Below are 19,845 nucleotides of genomic sequence, written 5' to 3' on the forward strand. Positions count from 1 at the left end.
GGCTGCGCGACACATCGGTGCCGACAGCGCGCTCCTTGACCGAATTGACGAAGACCTTGACCACCGGCAGGGCGACGTCGGCTTCGAGCAACGCCATGCGCACTTCACGCAGGGTGTCTTTGATGTTGTCCTCGGTCAGCTTCGCCTTGCCGGTGACATGGCGCAGCGTCTGCGAGAGACGGTCGGTTAAGTTTTCAAACAATGCGCGATCCTTTCAGGCCCTGTGTAGACCGGGATAATGGCGGCCCAGACCGGAATCAACATGTGCTCGGCGAGCCTGCGGCGTGGGCAGGTCGCGGATTATAGCGAAGACTGCGGCTGGCGGACACCTCGCTGTCAGCTTCCTGAGTCTTTCGTGCGATGGCGGTTCTATGCCAAACTCAGCCCCTTTCGGGCTTGCCTAACAGGATTTATGCTCCCCTTGTCACCCAGTTTATTGACCACCCTCGCCGCCGCCCTTCTATATGCCGCTGCGACCCTTTATCAGAGCACCCGCCTGGCCACCGGCGCCAAGGCGAACAAGCGCCTGCTGGTCAGCCTCGGTGCGCTCGCCGTGGTGGCCCACGCCGCCAGTCTGCTCACTCACTTGTTGACGCCGATCGGTCTGGGCCTGGACTTCTTCAGCGCCTCGAGCCTGATCGCGGCGGCGGTGATTGCCCTGACCCTGATCGCCTGTTCACGAATCCCGGTGGAAAACCTGCTGGTGCTGCTGTTCCCGCTCGGCGCGGTCACGGTGTTGCTGGCGCAGTTCGCGCCCACCGGCACGGTGCAGATCATCGACGAAGAGCCGGGCATCCTCGCGCACATTCTGTTGTCGATCCTCGCCTACGGCATGTTCACCATCGCGGTGTTCCAGGCCTTGCTGCTATTGGTGCAAGACCACCAACTCAAGCACAAGCACCCGTCCGGGCTGATCAAGAATTTCCCGCCGCTGCAAACCATGGAAAGCCTGCTGTTCGGTTTCCTCTGGGCCGGCTGGACGCTGCTGTCGCTGTCGCTGATTTCCGGCTGGCTGTTCGTCGAGAACCTGTTCGCCCAGCACCTGGTGCACAAGACCCTGCTGGCCTGCCTGGCCTGGATCGTGTTCAGCGTGCTGCTGTGGGGCCGCAACCGTCTCGGCTGGCGCGGTCACAAGGCGATCCGCTGGACCCTCGCCGGTTTCTGCCTGCTGATGTTGGCGTATTTCGGCAGCAAACTGGTTCGCGAATACATCCTGCACATCTGACGGGCGGCATAAATGGACGGTTTGCCCCTAGGGCCGATGCTCGCGGTATTTGTCCTGCTGATTTTATGGTCAGGGCTGTTTACCGCCGTCGAAATCGCGCAGCAACACCTGCTTGCGCAACGCACGGCCTCACGCGCCAGCGATAAACCGCTGGCGAAACTGGGCTTCCCGCTCGACAGCCTGATCCTCTGCAACACCCTGTGCCGTGCGCTTGCTGTGGTGATCGCGACGCTGCTGGCGATTTTCCTCTGTGAAGAAAACGGCCCGTGGGCGGCGTGCCTGGTGGGCGGCGCGATCCTGCTGGTGTTCGCCGATTACTTCCCGCGCACCGTCGCCCGGCGCTACCCCGATGCCGTGCTGGCTTTCGGTAACTCCCTGTTGGCAGTACCACTGAAGGTCGTTTATCCGCTTGCCTGGCTGTTCAGCCGTATCAGCAGCCTGCTGATGCGTCCGTTCGTGCGCAAAGTGCAAGTGGTACAGCAAAGCGAAGACGATGCCCCTTCCGATCGTCACGATGACCCCGAGCACCCGGTTCATGCACATCCGGTTTCAGGCATCCACGCGCTGGACAACATCACCGTCAACGACATTCTGGTGCCGCGCAGTGATGTCGACGGCATCAACCTCGACGATTCGATCGAAGAGATCATTGAACAACTGCGCCATAACAAGCGCACGCGCCTGCCGGTGTTTCACAGCGACATCAATCAGGTTGAAGCGGTGCTCAATACCCGGCAGATCCGTCATCTGCTGAACAATGCCGATTTGACTCGTGAAACCCTGCTGGCGGCAAGTTACGAGCCGTACTTCGTACCGGAAAGCACACCGTTGCAACTGCAGCTGCTGAACTTCCACAAGCAACAGCGACGGCTGGGCATGGTAGTCGACGAGTACGGCGAAGTGCTTGGTATCGTCACGCTGGAAGATATTCTCGAAGAGATCGTTGGCGAATTTGAAAGTGAGCACAGCCTCGATAACCCGCATATTCATACGCAGCCCGATGGACGAATGGTGATTGATGGCACCGCTTCGATCCGTGAATTGAACAAGTGCCTGGGCTGGCATTTGCCGAGCGACGGGCCGAAAACGCTGAACGGGTTGGTGACTGAAGCGCTGGAGACGATTCCCGAGAGTGCGGTTTGCTTGAAGATCGGCCGTTATCGCCTGGAGATTCTCGAGACCGAGGAGAACCGGGTGAGCAAGGTGTTGATCTGGCATACCTCGTCTGTGCCTGCTCTGATGCCTGCCCGATAGACGACTTTTTGCTCTTGTTCAATCGTTAGCCCCCTTCCTATAATCGAGGCGCTTACCCAAGCGCCGCCGAGCCTCGTGCTTACCCCGCACACAACAGGTTTCGGCCATTTCCGCTGCACTCCGGCGACTGTTCCTACCTGAAACAGCGACCGCGCCTCATCCCACATCCCTGGGTGTTCGACCATAATAATTCGCTCCAACGGAGCTCATGACTGTCAGGGATCACCGCATGACGACCAGTACCGCTTACAGCGACACCGCGCCTGCCCAACCGACCAACTCCGCCACCCGCGTGGCGACAGCGAGTTTTATCGGCACCGCGATCGAGTTCTACGATTTCTATGTTTACGCCACGGCGGCCGCGCTGGTGATCGGGCCGGTGTTCTTTCCGCAGACGTCCGGCACCGCGCAGATGCTCTCGGCGTTTCTTACTTTCGGTATCGCCTTCCTTGCCCGACCGCTGGGCTCGGCGCTGTTCGGCCACTTCGGTGACCGTATCGGGCGCAAGTCGACGCTGGTGGCATCCTTGCTGTTGATGGGCGTATGTACAACGCTGATTGGCGTGCTGCCGGGTTACGCCACCATCGGCGCGTGGGCACCGATTCTATTGTGCGTGCTGCGTTTTGGTCAGGGCCTGGGATTGGGCGGCGAATGGGGCGGTGCCGCCCTGCTCGCCACGGAAAACGCGCCAAAGGGCAAACGCGCGTGGTTCGGCATGTTCCCGCAGCTCGGCCCGTCCATTGGTTTTCTCGCGGCCAACGGCTTGTTTCTGACCCTGGCCATGACCCTCGATGACGAGCAATTTCGCAGTTGGGGCTGGCGCATTCCGTTCCTGCTCAGCGCAGCGCTGGTGATGGTCGGTTTGTATGTGCGTTTGAAGCTGCATGAAACCCCGGTATTCGCCAATGCCGTCGCTCGGCAGGAACGGGTGAAGGTGCCGCTGGTCGAGCTGTTCAGCCAGTACTGGGCGCCAACCTTGTTGGGCGCAGCGGCGATGGTGGTGTGTTATGCGCTGTTCTATATCTCGACGGTATTCTCCCTCAGCTATGGAGTTTCCACGCTCGGCTACAGTCGCGAAACATTCCTTGGGCTGCTGTGTTTTGCCGTGCTGTTCATGGCTGCCGCCACACCACTGTCCGCTTGGGCCAGCGACCGTTATGGACGCAAACCGGTGCTGATCATCGGTGGCGTGCTGGCGATACTTTCCGGGTTTCTGATGGAGCCGCTGCTGACTCAGGGTTCGACCTGGGGCGTAGCGCTGTTTCTGTGCATTGAGCTGTTCTTGATGGGCGTGACGTTCGCGCCGATGGGGGCGCTGTTGCCAGAGCTGTTCCCGACCCACGTGCGTTATACCGGCGCTTCGGCGGCGTATAACCTGGGCGGCATTGTCGGGGCCTCGGCGGCGCCGTTCTTTGCGCAGAAACTGGTGGCAATGGGGGGTTTGAGTTATGTCGGCGGGTATGTATCGGCGGCGGCAGTGCTGAGTTTGATTGCGGTGTTGTGTCTGAAAGAGACGAGGGATAACGATCTGAATCGGGTTGCCTGATAGGCCGCCATCGCGAGCAGGCTCACTCCTACAGGGGAACGCATTCCAACTGTAGGAGTGAGCCTGCTCGCGATGGGCGCGACTCGGTTTAGAGTTCTACGACAACAGCCTGAGCAGCACGGGTCGCCTTGGCACGCGCAGCCTCGATCGACTCATCCCGCGCCAGCGCCACGCCCATACGGCGCTGGCCATTCACTTCCGGTTTACCAAACAGACGCAGCGCCGTATCGGGCTCGCTCAACGCAGCACCCAGATTGGCGAATGCGGTCTGGGTCGACTGCCCTTCCACCAGAATCACCGCAGAAGCCGAAGGCCCGAACTGACGGATCAACGGCACTGGCAGGCCCAGAATCGCGCGAGCGTGCAGAGCGAACTGCGACAGATCCTGCGAAATCAATGTAACCAGACCAGTGTCATGCGGACGCGGCGAGACTTCGCTGAACCACACCTGATCACCCTTGATGAACAGCTCAACGCCGAACAGACCACGGCCACCCAGCGCTTCAGTCACCGCTTTGGCAACGCGCTCGGACTCAGCCAGGGCAATCGGGCTCATGGCTTGCGGCTGCCACGATTCCTGATAGTCGCCCTTCTCCTGACGGTGACCGACCGGCGCACAGAACGTGGTGCCGCCGATGTGGCGCACGGTCAGCAGGGTAATTTCGTAATCGAAATCGATGAAACCTTCGATGATCACCCGACCTTTACCGGCGCGACCGCCTTCTTGCGCATAATCCCAGGCTTTCTGCACGTCATCGGCGCTGCGCAGCAAGCTCTGGCCTTTGCCCGACGAACTCATCACCGGTTTGACGACGCATGGGAAGCCCAGGTCTTCAACGGCTTTGCTGTAGTCCTCGAAGGTGTCGGCAAAGTGGTACGGCGAGGTCGGCAGATCCAGCTCTTCAGCGGCCAGACGACGAATGCCTTCACGGTTCATGGTCAATTGCGCCGCGCGCGCGGTCGGGATCACGGTGAAGCCTTCGGCTTCCAGTTCGACCAGCGTGGCGGTGGCGATGGCTTCGATTTCCGGCACGATGAAGTGCGGTTTTTCGGCTTCGATCACTGCGCGCAGGGCAGCGCCGTCGAGCATGTTGATCACGTGGCTGCGATGCGCAACTTGCATGGCCGGCGCGTTGGCGTAGCGGTCAACGGCGATCACTTCAACGCCCAGGCGTTGCAGCTCGATCACCACTTCCTTGCCCAACTCACCACAGCCACACAGCAATACGCGGGTCGCGGTCGGCGACAATGGAGTTCCGATACGGGTCATCTCAGGTCCTCAAAGAAGCGGATCATCGAGGAAAGCAACGCCAGACGCGCTTTCCATGGGGAGAAAGCGCGGCATTTTACATGAACCCGAGGCTTTGGCTTCAGCCGGCGACGGCCTGTTTGCGCTCACGCCAGGCCATGATCAGCCAAACGGCGGTGACACCCGCGAATTTCGACAGCAGCGCAGTGATGATCACCGGCGGCGTCAGCAGGTCGATCATGCCGAAGAAGATAAAGGTATCGAGGGGAATACTCAGCGCCGAACTGATCCACAAACGGTCGCGCAACGGCCGTTTGGTGACGCTGAACACCAGCCAGTCGATGATTTCCGACACCGCGAACGCCGTGGCGCTGGCCAATGCGATGGAAGGATCGGAGGTGACGTAAGACAACACCAACGCCGCCAGCATCGCCACCAGCGCACCGTGACCGAAGCGGGTTTGCACCATGTCGCGCAGTATGAATACCAGGCCACCCCAGGCCGACCAGATGATGTCCAGGTGTGGCGCGGTGGAAAAGGCGAAGTTGATCAGCACGACGCTGCTGATGTAGGCGATGAGGAAAATCATGGAGGCGACCTGGCAGATTGGCGCACAGATTACTGGACCCGCAGATCAAGAGCCACCCCCTCACCCCAGCCCTCTCCCCCATGGGGGGCGAGGGGGAAAGGGAGCAGAACTTCGTTGAATCGACTCCCGAGTTCGACTCGATAACCCAGGTCGGTGCGACCCGAGCAATCAACGCGGTCGCTCCCTCTCCCTTCAGGCGAGGGGGAAAGGGAGCCTATTGGGGGCCTTTCAAATCTTGAGTCCGACTCGACATGTCAGGTCGGCGTATAGCGTAAGACACCTCGGTCAGTCCCCTCTCCCAATGGGCGGTCCGACGTTTCGGGAGGGTTAGGGTGAGGGCAATCTCTAGCCGTTCACGATTTCGAAGGGATCATCCACACCAGCCCACTCGCCTTCGCCCGCTCATGACACAACCCCAGCACCACGCGGCGCTCGTCGTTGCTCATGCGGCCCCAGCGGGTAATCTCTTCCACCGTACGCTGGCAGCCGGTGCAAATATCCTGCTCATCCAGCGCACAAATATTCACGCACGGCGAGGCGACGGGTCTTTCTGGCGTGTTCATTCTTCCTGCTCAACCAAGTCGCGCGCGTAACGCTGCGAGTTATGCACATAGTGGGCGGCGCTGGCCTCAAGCATCTTCTTCTGCGCCTCGGTCAGCTCGCGCACAACCTTGCCCGGCGAACCCATGACCAGCGAACCATCGGGAATTTCCTTGCCTTCGCCGATCAGCGAGTTGGCGCCGATGATGCAGTTCTTGCCGATCTTCGCGCCGTTGAGAATCACCGCGTTAATGCCGATCAGGCTGTAATCGCCGACGGTACAGCCATGCAGCATCGCATTGTGGCCGATGGTCACGCCGGTGCCGATGGTCAGCGGATAGCCCATGTCGGTGTGCATCACGGTGCCGTCCTGGACGTTGCTGTTCTTGCCGATCAAGATCAATTCGTTGTCACCACGCAGCACGGCGTTAAACCAGACGTTGGCGCCTTCTTCCAGTTTGACCTTGCCCACCAGCACGGCATTGGGGGCGACCCAGCTCTGTGGATGGGTCTCGACACGGGCGTCGCCCAAGCGGTATTTCATCTTGTTTTCCTCAGGGCTCACGGTGAATGGCCGTTCGAACGACGGCTTCAGGTGTTGATAAAACTTTTCGGCGGTTGGTGCAGGCTGATTTTCGCGTCATAGAGCAGGTTGATCAACTCGACGATCATGATCGCCGTCAGGCCCCAGATTTTGTATTCGCCAAAGCGGTAGCTCGGCACGTACCAACTGTGCCCCTGATAGTCGATGCGATGGGTATGCTCGCGAGGGTCTTTACGGAAGAATTCCAGCGGCACGCTGAAGACAGCGGCAATCTCGGCATCATTGGCGCGATATTCGACAAAATCGGGAATCACACCGACATAAGGCGTGACCTTGATGCCGTGCAGGGAAATCAGTGGGCTGAGCGGGCCGATCACTTCGACCAACCCGGGCGGCAAACCGATTTCCTCTTCGGCTTCACGCAGGGCGGTGAAGATCAGATCCGGGTCTTCCGGATCGCGGCGCCCACCAGGGAAAGCGACTTCGCCGCCGTGGGTCGAGAGGCCGCTGGCGCGCAGGGTCAGCACCAGTTCCGGCTCGTCACTGCGGGTGATCGGCACCAGAACGGCGGCCTCGGGGAAACGTGTGTCGGTTTCCAGCGTGCGCGGTGTGTGGTTGCTTACCCGATGCAGTAGCTCGTCCAGCATGAGTGTTCTCGATCTGTGCCTTACTCTGCATCATGCACCAATCATTGCGAGTGCCCAAGCCCCGGAAACCTGTCGTGTCGCGAAACGACAACTTGCCGACCGGCACCGCTGCACGCCAAGATAGGCGCAGCATTCAGGAAGCCCAGCATGAATTTTTGCAGCCACTGCGGTAAACCGGTCACCCAGCGCATTCCCGAAGGCGATTCGCGGCTGCGATTTGTTTGTGACAGCTGTCAGACCATTCACTATCAGAACCCCAATATCGTCGCCGGCTGCGTGCCGACCTGGGGCACGAAGGTGCTGCTCTGCCGTCGCGCCATCGAGCCGCGCCTCGGTTACTGGACGTTGCCTGCCGGTTTCATGGAGAACGGCGAGACCATCGAACAAGCCGCCGTGCGTGAAACGGCTGAAGAAGCCTGCGCCCGGGTGCGTAACCTGAGCATCTATACGTTGATCGACGTGCCGCACATCAGTCAGGTGCATGTGTTCTTCCGCGCCGAACTGGTGGATCTCGACTTTGCTGCGGGCCCCGAGAGCCTCGAAGTGCAACTATTCGACGAAGCCGACATTCCTTGGGACGAGCTGGCTTTCCGCACGGTGGGGCGTACCCTAGAATGCTTCTTCGCTGATCGGCGTGTTGAGGAGTATCCGGTTCGTTCGGAGTCGATTCCGCCGTTGGTGCAGCCGGTCATTGTTGGTTAGAAATCAAAAGATCGCAGCCTGCGGCAGCTCCTACATAAATCCTGTTTGCTTCACTCCCTGGGGAATCGTTTCAATGCGCTGGTTGCTTGTCCTGTTCTGCCTGTCGTTCGTTAGCGTCTCCCAAGCGTCCTTCGTGACCACCGTGACGCCGGCGAATACCCCGCTTATCGAGAAAGTTCTGGTGCTCAAATCGGCGCATCAATTGCAGTTGATCGCCGACGGCAAGCCGCTGAAGACCTATCGCATCTCCTTGGGCAAGGGCGCGAAAAAAGGTCCGAAACTGATTGAAGGCGACAAGCGCACGCCGGAAGGTTTTTATTGGATCGACTGGCGCAAGACCAGCGACAAATTCAACCTGTCGATGCACATTTCCTACCCGAACATCAGCGACTCGGCCCGCGCCCGGCGTGAAGGCGTCGAGCCTGGCGGCATGATCATGATCCACGGCACGCCGGATTCGGAAGAAACCCCGGAAGACCTGTTCCACACCCTCGACTGGACCGATGGCTGCGTCGCCATGCGCAACGTTGATATGCGCGAAGTGTGGAGCCTGGTGCCGGACGGCACGATGGTCGAAATCCGCCCGTAACCAGCGACCGCTGGTCACCCGCAAAAAATAAATCAAAAGATCGCAGCCTGCGGCAGCTCCTACAGAGGTGATACCACTTCCCACTGTAGGAGCTGCCGCAGGCTGCGATCTTTTGTTTTTTACAGCCCACCTTTAATACCACTTCAAACCAGACCCTGCATAACCCGCCATTTCATTGGGCAAACCGCCGATTGCCTGCGTTGACATGGTATTCAAGTGGTATTAATTTTCGTCCCACAAGCGAGCCACAACAATCCTATACTCGCGTCGGAAATGACCTACATGAACGACTTCCAGGCCCTACGCCCAGACGACTCCCAGCCGACGCCGCTGTACTTGCAACTGGCACGCAATCTGGAAGCAGCGATTCATGCAGGACAGTGGAAAGCCGAACAGGCGATGCCCTCGGAACGCAATCTCAGCGAGTTGCTCGGCATCTCCCGCGTCACCGCACGCAAGGCGCTGGAAGTCCTCCTCGATCAAGGCCTGATCCGCCGCTTGCAAGGCTCAGGCACCTTCATCACGCCACGCCTCGAACAACCACTGTCGCGCCTCTCGGGTTTCAGCGAGATGCTGCGCTTGAAGGGTTTCGTGCCCAGCTCGCAATGGCTGGAGCGCGAAATCACCCTGCCGACCCACGAAGAACTGATCCGTCTCAGCCTGTCGCCGAACGACAAGGTCGCGCGCATGAAGCGTCTGCGCAAAGCCGATGACACGGTCATGGCCATCGAGATGAGCACCCTGCCCGCCTCGATCATGCCCAAGCCGCAATTGGTCGGCGATTCACTCTACGAATACCTCGACGGCATAGGCAAACCGATCGTCCGTGCCTTGCAGCACATCCAGGCGATCAATGCCTCGGACGAGTTCGCCGCGCTGGTCGGCATCGCCCCCGGCACCGCGATGCTGCTGATGACTCGGGTCGGCTACCTGGAAGACAACACGCCGATTGAAGTCACCGACACCTATTGCCGCAACGACTACTACGACTTTGTTGCAGAGCTTCGCCGCTGATCAGCAGCCGAGCCAAACGAGAGAACCAAAATGTCCGAAGACAACATCCTCACCGCCAGCGGCTGGATTCGCGGCCGGCTGATCCACGAACACGGCAAAGTCGTGTCGATCGAAGGAATGCCTTGCGATCCGGCAACCAATGATCTGCCGTATCTGCTGCCGGGCTTCATCGATCTGCACGTGCATGGCGGTGGCGGCAAAGACATCATGGAAGGCGCCAGCGCTTTCGAAACCATTACCAAAACCCACGTGCGTTTTGGCACAACATCGCTGCTGGCCACCACCATGACCGCACCGAGTGCCGAGATTTCCAGCGTCCTGAAGGAAGTAGGAGAATTCTGCGAACAGCGTCCGAAAGGTGCCGCGCGCGTCCTCGGCGTACACCTCGAAGGCCCGTACATCAACCCCGGCAAACTCGGCGCACAACCGAACTTCGCCCACACCGCGTTGATGGCCGAAGTCGAAGAGTATCTGGCACTGGCGCCAATCCGCGTGATCACCATCGCCCCGGAAATCGCCGGTCACGACGGATTGATCCGCGAACTCAGCAGCCGTGGCGTGCGCATGCAGATCGGCCACACCCTCGGCAGTTACGAGGAAGGCGTCGCCGCAATGGAGGCTGGCGCGACCAGTTTCACTCACCTCTACAACGCCATGAGCCCGCTGCATCACCGCGAGCCGGGCATCGTTGGTGCGGCATTGGCCCACGCCAAATTCGCCGAACTGATTCCGGATTTGCTCCACGTCCATCCCGGCGCCATTCGCGTGGCCCTGCGCTCGATCCCGTGCCTGTATTGCGTCACCGATTCGACCGCCGCCGCCGGCATGCCCGACGGTGAGTACAAGCTCGGCAGCCACACGGTGACCAAATGCCTGGGCGGCGTGCGCCTGCCCGACGGCACCCTGGCCGGCAGCACCCTGACCATGGATCAGGCCCTGCGCAATCTGGTGAAGATCGGTTTGCCAATCGCCGAGGCCTCGCAGCGCCTGTCGCAATTTCCCGCCGACTACCTCGGCATCAACGAACGCGGGCGCCTTGCACCAGGTGCCTGGGCCGACTGCGTGCGGCTCGATCGCTCACTCACACTGACCGCCGTCATGGTCGAAGGAGAAGACATTGACTTCAAAAATGCTTGAGGAGGCGCTGTCCTCGTTCGAGGCCGTGCAAGCCCAACTGCAACAGCTCGACCCGCAAATGATCGAGATCGCCGGACGCCTGCGTCGTCAGCCGCCGCAAGTGGCGATGACTGTCGCACGCGGCAGCTCCGACCACGCGGCGAGCTACTTCGCCTACCTGACCATGCAACAACTGGGTGTGCCGGTAGCGTCGTTACCGATGTCGGTGGTGACCATGCAGCAGGCGCCGTTGAAGGTCAGCGGTCAGGTTGCGTTCGCGTTTTCGCAATCGGGGCAGAGCCCGGATCTGGTCAACAGCCTGCGTCTGTTGCGCAAGCGTGGCGCGCTGAGCGTATCGATGGTCAACGCTGCGGATTCGCCACTGGAAGCGGCGTGTGAATTCAGCGTGCCGCTGCTCGCCGGGACTGAAAGCAGCGTCGCCGCGACCAAGAGTTTTATCGCCACCCTCAGCGCCAGCGCTCGTTTGATCGCGCACTGGAAAGAGGACAGCGAATTGCTTGAGGCCGGCAACGCGCTGCCCGAAGGCCTGCGCGAAGCGGCAAAACAGGACTGGAGCGTGGCCATCGAAGCGCTGCGTGATTGCGAGCGATTGATGGTGATCGGCCGTGGTGCCGGTTTCGCCATTGCTCAAGAGGCCGCGCTGAAATTCAAGGAAACCTCGGCGATTCAGGCCGAAGCGTTCAGCAGCGCCGAAGTGCGTCACGGCCCGATGGCGCTGATCGACGAACACTATCCGCTGCTGGTTTTCGCACCGCGTGGCGCTGAACAGGCTGGCTTGTTGAGCCTGGCGGCAGAGATGCGTCAACGCGGCGCCCGTGTGTTGCTGGCCGCGCCGGACGATGTGAGCGAACGCGATCTGACCCTGAGCCGCGCCGAACACCCGGCCCTCGACCCGATTCTGGCGATCCAGAGTTTCTACGTGATGGCGGCAGGTTTGGCCGTGGCCCGTGGCATGGACCCGGATCAGCCGCGCCACCTGAGCAAAGTAACCCGCACGCACTGACACCCGCTGATCAATGCATAACCCTATCGGCGGACGCATAACCCGCCGATTGATGCTCAACCCTGTCGGCGGATGCAGAACCGTCGATTGATGCACAACCCCTGTAGGAGCTGCCGAAGGCTGCGATCTTTTGATTTTGATTCACAGAAAACAAGATCAAAGATCGCAGCCTTCGGCAGCTCCTACAAGGGCCAGCGAAATTACTGATGAGACCGAGCCATGCACAACAACAATAAAGAGCTGACCCTCAGCGCCCCGCTCAGCGGCCCGGTGCTCACGCTCGCCAAAGTCCCGGACGCGGTGTTCGCCAGCGGCGCCATGGGTGACGGCATCGCCATCGACCCAATCAACGACACGCTGTACTCGCCGTGCGCCGGGGTGATCATCCACGTCGCCCGCACCGGCCACGCACTCACCGTTCGTGCCGACAACGGCGCGGAAATCCTCCTGCACCTGGGTCTCGACACCGTTGAGTTGAACGGCGAAGGTTTCTCGATGCTGGTCAAGGACGGTGGCCGCGTGACCAAGGGTCAGCCGTTGTTGCGCTATGACCTGGACAAAGTCGGCCAGCAATGCAAAAGCCTCGTCAGCCTGTTGATCCTGACCAACAGCCAGGATTTTCAGGTACGCCCGATCACGCTGAAAGCGGTGAAAGTCGGCGATCCGCTGCTGCACATTGTGGCGCGTAACGGTTCGGCAGCGAACGCTGAAGTCGTCGGCGGGCCGGAGGTTCACGGTCATGTGTTGGTGGCTCATCGCGGTGGTTTGCATGCGCGCCCGGCAGCGCTGATTCGGCAGACCGCGCAAGGTTTCAAAAGCCAGTCGCAACTGCACTTCGCCGGTAAATCGGCGCCGTGCAACAGCCTGATCGGTTTGATGGGCCTGGCGGTTGGCGAGCAGGACGAGGTGCAGGTCAGCTGTCAGGGGCCGGATGCTGAAGCGGCGCTGCAAGCGTTGCTCACGGCGTTGGCCACGGCATTGCCGGATGATCATCGCGCGGCGGCACCGGTCAGTGTTGCCCCTCTTAAACGCCCGGCCGAGGCTGGCGTGTTGCACGGGGTTTGCGCTGCGCCGGGATTCGTCGGTGGGCCGCTGTTTCGCTTGAACGCGATCAGTTTGCCGGTGGACGCGGGCAATCACGATCCGCTGCAACAACAGCAAGTGCTTGAAGCTGCACTGCAACAGGTCAGCAGCGAAATCGACGGCACCCTCGCCCAAGCGAAAAAACACAAGAACGCCGAAGAAGAAGCAATCTTCGCCGCACACTTGGCGTTGCTGGAAGACCCGGCACTGCTCGACGCGGCACAGCAATCCATCGAACAAGGCACTGCGGCGACTCACGCCTGGAGCCAGTCGATCGATGTGCAATGTGCAGTGCTGCAACACACCGGTAGCGCGCTGCTGGCGGAACGCGCCAATGATCTGCGCGACCTCAAACAACGCGTGCTGCGCGCGTTGCTCGGCGAGGCGTGGAATTACGATGTACCCGCCGGCGCCATCGTTGCTGCACATGAACTGACGCCATCGGATCTGCTGCAACTTAGCGCCCAAGGTGTCGCCGGTTTGTGTATGGCCGAAGGTGGCGCGACTTCGCACGTGGCGATTCTCGCTCGCGGCAAAGGTCTGCCGTGCATGGTGGCGTTGGGTTCGGCATTGCTTGATCAGCCGCAAGGTCAATCGGTGGTGCTCGATGCCGATGGCGGTCGTCTGGAACTGACGCCAAACGCTGAGCGCTTGGCTGAAGTTCAACAGGCGCAATTTGATCGCCAGCAACGTCGCGATGCTCAACAGGCAAAAGCTCATCTGCCGGCCGAAACCCGTAATGGCGTGCACATCGAAGTCGTCGCCAACGTCGCCTCCAGCGGTGAAGCGGCAGATGCCTTTGCCAACGGCGCCGATGGTGTCGGTCTGCTGCGCACAGAGTTTCTCTTCGTCGATCGCCAGACCGCGCCGGATGTCGAAGAACAGCGCTGCGCCTATCAAGCCGTGATCGATGCGATGGGCGACAAGTCGGTGATCATCCGCACCATCGACGTCGGCGGCGACAAGCAACTCGATTACCTGCCGCTGCCGATCGAAGCCAACCCGGTGCTCGGTCTGCGCGGCATTCGTCTGGCTCAGGCCCGCCCGGAAATCCTCGATCAGCAACTGCGCGCGCTGCTGCAAGTCAGCCCGCTGCGTCGCTGCCGAATCCTGTTGCCAATGGTTACCGAAGTGGATGAGCTGCTGCACATCCGCCAGCGCGTTGAAGCGTTGTGCCTGGAGATGAACATCACGCAGCGCCCGGAAATCGGCGTGATGATCGAAGTCCCCGCCGCCGCATTACAGGCCGAACAACTGGCTGAACACGCCGACTTCCTCTCCATCGGCACCAACGATTTGTCGCAATACACCCTGGCCATGGATCGCGATCACGCCGGTCTGGCCGCCCGCGTCGACGCCCTGCACCCGGCGCTGCTGCGCCTGATCGCCATGACCTGCGAAGGCGCGGCGGTGCACAAGCGTTGGGTTGGCGTCTGCGGCGCCCTCGCCTCCGATCCGCTGGCCACGCCGGTGCTGATCGGTCTGGGCGTCAGCGAACTGTCGGTCAGCCCGGTGCAGATCGGTGAAATCAAGGATCGCGTGCGCCAGGTGCACGAAGCCGAATGCCAGCGTCTCAGCCGCGACCTGCTCAAGTTGAGCAGCGCCGCCGCCGTGCGCCACGCCTGTCATCAACATTGGCCTCTGCGCTAACAAAAACAACAAGGACAAACGCCATGTACCAACTCTTCATCGAAGGCCTGCAACGCCTCGGCCGCGCGCTGATGCTGCCGATCGCGATCCTGCCGATTGCCGGCCTGTTGCTGCGTCTGGGTGACACTGACCTGCTGAACATCGCGATCATTCACGATGCCGGCCAAGTGATCTTCGCCAACCTGGCGATGATCTTCGCCATCGGCATCGCCGTCGGTTTCGCCAAGGACAACAACGGCACCGCCGGCCTCGCCGGGGTGATCGGTTACCTGGTGATGATCTCCACGCTGAAGGTGCTCGATGCGAGCATCAACATGGGCATGCTCGCCGGCATCGTCGCCGGCCTGATGGCTGGCGCGCTGTACAACCGCTTCAAAGACATCAAGCTGCCGGAGTATCTGGCGTTCTTCGGTGGGCGACGGTTTGTGCCGATCGTCACCGGGTTCGCAGCGGTCGGTCTGGGCGTGGTGTTCGGCTACATCTGGCCGCCGATCCAGCACGGCATCAACAGCTTCGGCGCCTTGATGATGGAAAGCGGCAGCATCGGCGCGTTCGTGTTTGGCGTGTTCAACCGCCTGCTGATCGTCACCGGCCTGCACCACATCCTTAACAACATGGCGTGGTTTGTGTTCGGCAACTTCACCGACCCAACCACTGGTGCACTGGTGACGGGTGACCTGTCGCGCTACTTCGCCGGTGATCCGAAGGGCGGCCAGTTCATGACTGGCATGTTCCCGATGATGATCTTCGGCCTGCCGGCGGCGTGCCTGGCGATGTACCGCAATGCGCTGCCGGAACGCCGCAAGGTGATGGGCGGGATCTTTCTTTCAATGGCGCTGACCTCGTTTTTGACCGGGGTGACTGAACCGATTGAATTCGCCTTTATGTTCCTGGCACCGCTGCTGTATCTGCTGCATGCGCTGCTGACCGGGTTGTCGATGGCGATTACCAATGCCTTGAACATCCACTTGGGCTTCACCTTCTCCGGCGGCTTTATCGACATGATTCTCGGCTGGGGCAAGTCCACCAATGGTTGGCTGGTGTTCCCGGTTGGGTTGGCTTACGCGGTGATCTACTACTTCGTCTTTGACTTCTGCATTCGTCGCTTCAATCTGAAAACGCCGGGGCGTGAGGATGTTGCCGTTAGTGAAAAAGCCGTACTGACTGAGAACGAACGGGCCAGTGCTTACATCAAGGCGTTGGGCGGCGCTGAAAATCTGCTGACGGTTGGCGCCTGCACCACCCGGTTGCGGCTGGAGATGGTTGATCGCAACAAGGCTTCGGATGCTGATCTGAAAGCGCTGGGTGCGATGGCGGTTGTGCGACCGGGTAAAGGTGGCAGTTTGCAGGTGGTTGTCGGGCCGATGGCGGACAGCATTGCGGATGAGATTCGTCTGGCGATGCCGGCGTTGGGGCGTGCTGTTTTGGTTGAAACCGCTGTTGTTGATGAGCCGAAAGTTATGGCCGTTGCCGGTTCCGAGGCGCAGCAATGGCTGAATGCGTTGGGCGGTGGCGACAATGTGCTGCAACTGGATTGCATTGCGATGACACGTATTCGCCTGCAATTGGCGGATGGCAAGGCGTTGTCCGAGGCGCAGTTGAAGGATCTGGGGTGTCACGGTGTCAGCCAGTTGGATGGCGGGGTCTGGCATTTGCTGGTGGGGGATAAGGCGGCGAGTTTGAGTGGGGCGCTTGAAAGCCTGGTCAACCGAAGCGAGGTTAGTGTGAAGGTTTAATCGACACAAAAAACCCGGCTTAGGCCGGGTTTTTCATCGCCAACAAATTCGGCTCAGGATGAATGCTGTTCCGCTTGGTAATGGCGGGTCTGAAATGGCATCAACGTTTGAACCTTCAATCCAAGACTTTCTGCTAACCCCCAAGAAACGGCCAATTCATCTTTGCGATTGCGTAATGAAACCTTTGTTTGAGGCGCGACATCCTGCTTCGGTGTCGAGTGCGCGAAAAGCTCCAGCGCATGAAGCGTTTCCAATACGCGGGTATCCGAGACACACGAAAAACGCGTAAATCGCTCCAACAGGTAGGCGGCGCGGCGACGTTCAATGTCATCGCTATGATGTTTCAGAAAGGCCTTCACCTCGCTTTCAACATTTGAATCCGAGTACCAGACTTCTTTCGCAGCACTCACTAGTGCAACGTCATCGGCCTGATTCAGAGGGCTTCTAACGAGAGTGTCTAATGCGGATGAGAGGACGTGAGCGTCATTCAGCTTCGTCATCTGCTTTCTCCAGATAGTCTTGCAATGTTGCTCAATACCGAGGTCGGTTGCGCTTTATTGCCAACATATACATCAATTGCCTGCAATGCCAGACGCCGGAGCTCGCTGGTCAGTATGAACCCGCACCTCAGAAGCGCATTGATGTCTGCGATATCGTGATCTGTAGCCCTGCCCAGCTTTGTAATGGCTATGTCGACGGGCGCAGCATATGAATGTGTAGAGGAGACTCCAGCGAAAACTCTGACATGGGAATACTTCGCGACCAATAATCCTCATGAATCGGGCCAAAGCTAGTGTTGTATTGCAGGTCGTAGTTCAGCTCCATCTTTCGAGCAGAAAGCTCATCGACAAAGGGCTCCGGCACCGTCGCCAGCAGCGTACGCAGGTCGAATCCTGCCGGAATGCATGCCTCATAGATTTCCGCATCGACATCCAAAGATATGCGGTGATGGGTGTAGAGGTGAACTGCACACCCTCCAAACACAATGATCTTGACCGCTCCAGTTGCTGCATTCTCTTCAATCAATTCCGCCTCGACGGACTTGAACATCGATACCAGCGCCCGCCCCAGCGAGGTGCTTGTGTTGATGCGGGGTGTGACGACGGGAAGTAGCTCCATTTTCAACCTCAGAGTCATGTCGATGGCTTCAGCGAAAGGAGCAACATTCGCCTAGCTCGGTTGCGAAGTTGCTGGCCATGGCGTTTGCTGAGGCCAACGATTCACAAGCGTGGGCGAGCAGGCTTTCGGTGTCGACGCTGGGGTGGACGAGGAACATGGTGCTCGGTTGTCGGGGTTTGGCGGGTTCAGGGCTGAGGTAGAAATCGAGGGCGCGTTTGATGGCTTCGCGGTTTTTTGCCAAGTCTTCGGCGCGGATGGCGGCTTCGAGTGGGGTGGTGGTTTCGAGTGGGGTGGTGGTTTCGAGTGGGGTGGTGGTTTCGGGGGGTGGATCTGGTATTAGCTTGTCCAAAATTCAACTCCTGCTATTGCAAGTGAGGATGCCATCGTTCGCCGGATCTCACGCGGCGAAGAGGTGGCAGCTATGTGCAGGGTGAGATCCACCGGAGCAGGCAACCGGCCAGACCGAAGTCTGCCCGCACACAGCCGCCATAACACAGGCAGCAGATTGAGCTGGCGCCAATTATCGTAGTGTTGGCGCTAGTTGCAAGCTTTCCGGGGATCTCACGCCCGGTCGCTGAATTGGCAGCGACAGGCAAAGACTAGAGAGCGGGCGTCCGACGGACAACCTGAAAACCTTGTGGGAAGACTCTGTTATTTCTACACATATCTAAACAGACCAAAGCAAACCCTCACCCTAGCCCTCTCCCAGAGGGAGAGGGGACTGACCGAAGTGTTGGGTGGATCTACGCCGACGTGAAATACCGAGTCGAATTCAGATCCTGAAACAGATCAAAAGCCCCTCACTCCCCCTCTCCCAGAGGGAGAGGGGACTGACCGAAGTGTTTGGTGGATCTACGCTGACGTGAAATACCGAGTCGAATTCAGATCCTGAAAAGCCCACAAATCGGCTCCCTCTCCCCCGGGAGAGGGCTGGGCGGGCGGCGTTCCGATGAGGGGCAGCTCCAACACAAATCAAAAGTCGAACCCCGTGCTCCTCACCACTCAATAGGCCGAGTGTCAGCTCGCCTGCTCTTGATCTTGATCCACAGGCCCCGTCGGCAGGCTGAGTGGAGGGATTTATCCGGGGGTGGGAGCGCAGCGACCGTTTGGCGCAGCCAAATGCATCGAGAGGAGGTGCAGCGAAGCAAACCGGAGGCGATGCGCCCGGATGGATCCCAGAGCGAAGGAACCCCGAGCCTTAGCGAGCGGGCCGAACGTTGGGGCACAGACCTTTGGTTCCTTTGGGGCGTTTGCCAAAGGGACTCGCTGTAAGAGCGAAACCGCCAGCGGCAACGCCCGAAGAAACGGATATTCACTCAGTCAGCCAGAGCATGGTCGCCTATAAGGGCGCCATCGCGAGCAGGCTCACTCCTACAGAAAAGCAAATCGCGGGCAACAAAAAACCCGCAGACCATCACTCATCTGCGGGTTTCCTGTTTCAGCAGCCAGGAAGATCAGAAATCTTCCAGCCGCCACACTTCATAAGCCGGCGTCTCGTAGGGATGACTGAGCTTCAACGCCGCCACAACAGCCACGATCAACTCATCCGCCACCACCAGCTCAACCTTCCATTCCTCAACCCGCTCAACCTGCCCAGCCTCGCCAATGAACGGCTGACTGCCGTCCAAAGGCCGAAACTGGCCAGACCCAAGCACCTGCCACGCACAGTGGTCATAGTCACCGATCCGCCCACCACCGGCAGCGAACACAGCCCCTTTGACCACCTCGACATGACTGTCAGGAACAAAAAACGCTAGCTTGTACACAGGCCTTAGTTAACCCAGACCCGCGCATTACGGAACATACGCATCCAAGGTGCGTCCTCGTTCCAGTCTTCCGAACGCCACGAGTTCTGCACGGCACGGAACACACGCTCCGGGTGCGGCATCATGATCGTTACGCGACCGTCGCGGCTGGTGAGACCGGTAATCCCGCGCGGCGAACCGTTCGGGTTGGCCGGATACGACTCAGTGACCTTGCCATGGTTATCGACGAAACGCATCGCCACGCAACCCGACAGATCGGCTTCCAGCAGCGCATCTTCGCTGGAGAACTCGGCGTGACCTTCACCGTGAGCAATGGCGATCGGCATACGCGAACCGGCCATGCCCTGCAGGAAGATCGAGTTCGATTCCTGGATCTGCACCATCGCCACACGCGCTTCGAACTGCTCGGAGCGGTTACGCACGAAGTGCGGCCAGAACTCGCTGCCCGGGAT

20 protein-coding genes and 1 pseudogene are annotated in these 19,845 nt (G+C 59.8%); 10 read left to right on the plus strand and 11 right to left on the minus strand.

Annotation, left to right across the window (positions count from 1 at the left end; genetic code table 11):
* Positions 1–202: signal recognition particle receptor subunit alpha (locus ACIPIZ_RS27995; protein WP_401168690.1), on the minus strand; the 202-nt coding region annotated here is incomplete at its 3' end.
* 210 nt (positions 203–412) lie between these two features.
* Between ACIPIZ_RS27995 and ACIPIZ_RS28000 the strand changes: the two genes are divergently transcribed.
* From ACIPIZ_RS28000 to ACIPIZ_RS28010, 3 genes are all read left to right on the plus strand, one after another.
* Complete coding sequence (locus ACIPIZ_RS28000) at positions 413–1,225, plus strand: inner membrane protein YpjD (protein WP_038357737.1); 813 nt, start codon at positions 413–415, stop codon at positions 1,223–1,225.
* Between the two features lie 12 nt (positions 1,226–1,237).
* Entirely contained in the window at positions 1,238–2,479 is a 1,242-nt protein-coding gene (locus ACIPIZ_RS28005; protein ID WP_401168693.1) for an HlyC/CorC family transporter, read from the plus strand.
* A 229-nt stretch (positions 2,480–2,708) separates the two neighbouring features.
* Complete coding sequence (locus ACIPIZ_RS28010; RefSeq protein WP_150646935.1) at positions 2,709–4,025, plus strand: MFS transporter; 1,317 nt, start codon at positions 2,709–2,711, stop codon at positions 4,023–4,025.
* Between the two features lie 88 nt (positions 4,026–4,113).
* On the opposite strand, the gene purT is transcribed toward ACIPIZ_RS28010, so the two are convergent.
* The 5 genes from purT to ACIPIZ_RS28035 all read right to left on the minus strand — a co-directional run bounded on the left by purT (position 4,114) and on the right by ACIPIZ_RS28035 (position 7,594).
* Positions 4,114–5,295, minus strand: a complete 1,182-nt coding sequence (gene purT, locus ACIPIZ_RS28015) for a formate-dependent phosphoribosylglycinamide formyltransferase (RefSeq protein ID WP_102900595.1) — start codon at positions 5,293–5,295, stop codon at positions 4,114–4,116.
* A 100-nt stretch (positions 5,296–5,395) separates the two neighbouring features.
* Positions 5,396–5,863 (minus strand): VUT family protein, encoded by a 468-nt coding sequence (locus ACIPIZ_RS28020; RefSeq protein ID WP_064393260.1) that lies wholly within the window; start codon positions 5,861–5,863, stop codon positions 5,396–5,398.
* A gap of 353 nt (positions 5,864–6,216) precedes the next feature.
* Positions 6,217–6,426, minus strand: coding sequence for a DUF1289 domain-containing protein (locus ACIPIZ_RS28025; RefSeq protein WP_401168697.1), 210 nt, complete (start codon positions 6,424–6,426; stop codon positions 6,217–6,219).
* The gene (locus tag ACIPIZ_RS28030; protein WP_095138284.1) at positions 6,423–6,947 is read right to left on the minus strand and encodes a gamma carbonic anhydrase family protein; all 525 of its coding nucleotides are present in this window, start codon (positions 6,945–6,947) and stop codon (positions 6,423–6,425) included. The genes ACIPIZ_RS28025 and ACIPIZ_RS28030 overlap by 4 nt, the downstream gene beginning before the upstream one ends.
* A 47-nt stretch (positions 6,948–6,994) precedes the next feature.
* Positions 6,995–7,594 carry a CoA pyrophosphatase gene (locus ACIPIZ_RS28035; RefSeq protein WP_064393264.1) on the minus strand — a complete coding sequence of 200 codons (600 nt, stop codon included), beginning with the start codon at positions 7,592–7,594 and terminating at the stop codon, positions 6,995–6,997.
* 147 nt (positions 7,595–7,741) lie between these two features.
* Here ACIPIZ_RS28035 and ACIPIZ_RS28040 point away from each other — a divergent pair, with 147 nt between their 5' ends.
* From ACIPIZ_RS28040 to nagE, 7 genes are all read left to right on the plus strand, one after another.
* Positions 7,742–8,296: an NUDIX hydrolase gene (locus ACIPIZ_RS28040; RefSeq protein ID WP_064393265.1), complete on the plus strand. Its 555-nt coding sequence runs from the start codon at positions 7,742–7,744 to the stop codon at positions 8,294–8,296.
* 73 nt (positions 8,297–8,369) lie between these two features.
* A complete protein-coding gene (locus ACIPIZ_RS28045; protein WP_064393266.1) occupies positions 8,370–8,885 on the plus strand; it encodes a murein L,D-transpeptidase family protein in 516 nt (171 codons plus the stop codon).
* Between the two features lie 282 nt (positions 8,886–9,167).
* Positions 9,168–9,899, plus strand: coding sequence for a GntR family transcriptional regulator (locus ACIPIZ_RS28050; protein ID WP_064393267.1), 732 nt, complete (start codon positions 9,168–9,170; stop codon positions 9,897–9,899).
* A 30-nt stretch (positions 9,900–9,929) separates the two neighbouring features.
* Positions 9,930–11,036, plus strand: a complete 1,107-nt coding sequence (gene nagA / locus ACIPIZ_RS28055; protein WP_064393268.1) for an N-acetylglucosamine-6-phosphate deacetylase — start codon at positions 9,930–9,932, stop codon at positions 11,034–11,036.
* On the plus strand, positions 11,017–12,039 hold the full coding sequence (locus tag ACIPIZ_RS28060) for an SIS domain-containing protein (protein ID WP_105705633.1): 1,023 nt from the start codon (positions 11,017–11,019) through the stop codon (positions 12,037–12,039). Before nagA ends, ACIPIZ_RS28060 begins: the two co-directional genes overlap by 20 nt.
* A 219-nt stretch (positions 12,040–12,258) precedes the next feature.
* On the plus strand, positions 12,259–14,772 hold the full coding sequence (gene ptsP / locus ACIPIZ_RS28065; protein ID WP_401168703.1) for a phosphoenolpyruvate--protein phosphotransferase: 2,514 nt from the start codon (positions 12,259–12,261) through the stop codon (positions 14,770–14,772).
* Positions 14,773–14,795: 23 nt separating this feature from the next.
* Positions 14,796–16,508, plus strand: coding sequence for an N-acetylglucosamine-specific PTS transporter subunit IIBC (nagE, locus tag ACIPIZ_RS28070; protein WP_401168706.1), 1,713 nt, complete (start codon positions 14,796–14,798; stop codon positions 16,506–16,508).
* A 53-nt stretch (positions 16,509–16,561) separates the two neighbouring features.
* On the opposite strand, the gene ACIPIZ_RS28075 is transcribed toward nagE, so the two are convergent.
* The 5 genes and pseudogenes from ACIPIZ_RS28075 to ACIPIZ_RS28095 form a co-directional block, all read right to left on the minus strand.
* A complete protein-coding gene (locus ACIPIZ_RS28075; protein WP_122853536.1) occupies positions 16,562–17,008 on the minus strand; it encodes a hypothetical protein in 447 nt (148 codons plus the stop codon).
* A 187-nt stretch (positions 17,009–17,195) separates the two neighbouring features.
* A complete protein-coding gene (locus tag ACIPIZ_RS28080; protein ID WP_401168708.1) occupies positions 17,196–17,645 on the minus strand; it encodes a hypothetical protein in 450 nt (149 codons plus the stop codon).
* Between the two features lie 34 nt (positions 17,646–17,679).
* Positions 17,680–17,976, minus strand: a pseudogene (locus ACIPIZ_RS28085) (DUF6124 family protein); the annotation flags it as partial.
* A 1,105-nt stretch (positions 17,977–19,081) separates the two neighbouring features.
* Complete coding sequence (locus ACIPIZ_RS28090) at positions 19,082–19,393, minus strand: YqfO family protein (RefSeq protein ID WP_095050948.1); 312 nt, start codon at positions 19,391–19,393, stop codon at positions 19,082–19,084.
* Positions 19,394–19,398: 5 nt separating this feature from the next.
* Positions 19,399–19,845, minus strand: a 447-nt coding sequence (locus ACIPIZ_RS28095) for a phosphoribosylformylglycinamidine synthase subunit PurQ (protein ID WP_401168710.1), incomplete at its 5' end; no start/stop codon positions are given.

The organism is Pseudomonas sp. NPDC087690, assembly GCF_044743175.1.
GTDB lineage: Bacteria > Pseudomonadota > Gammaproteobacteria > Pseudomonadales > Pseudomonadaceae > Aquipseudomonas.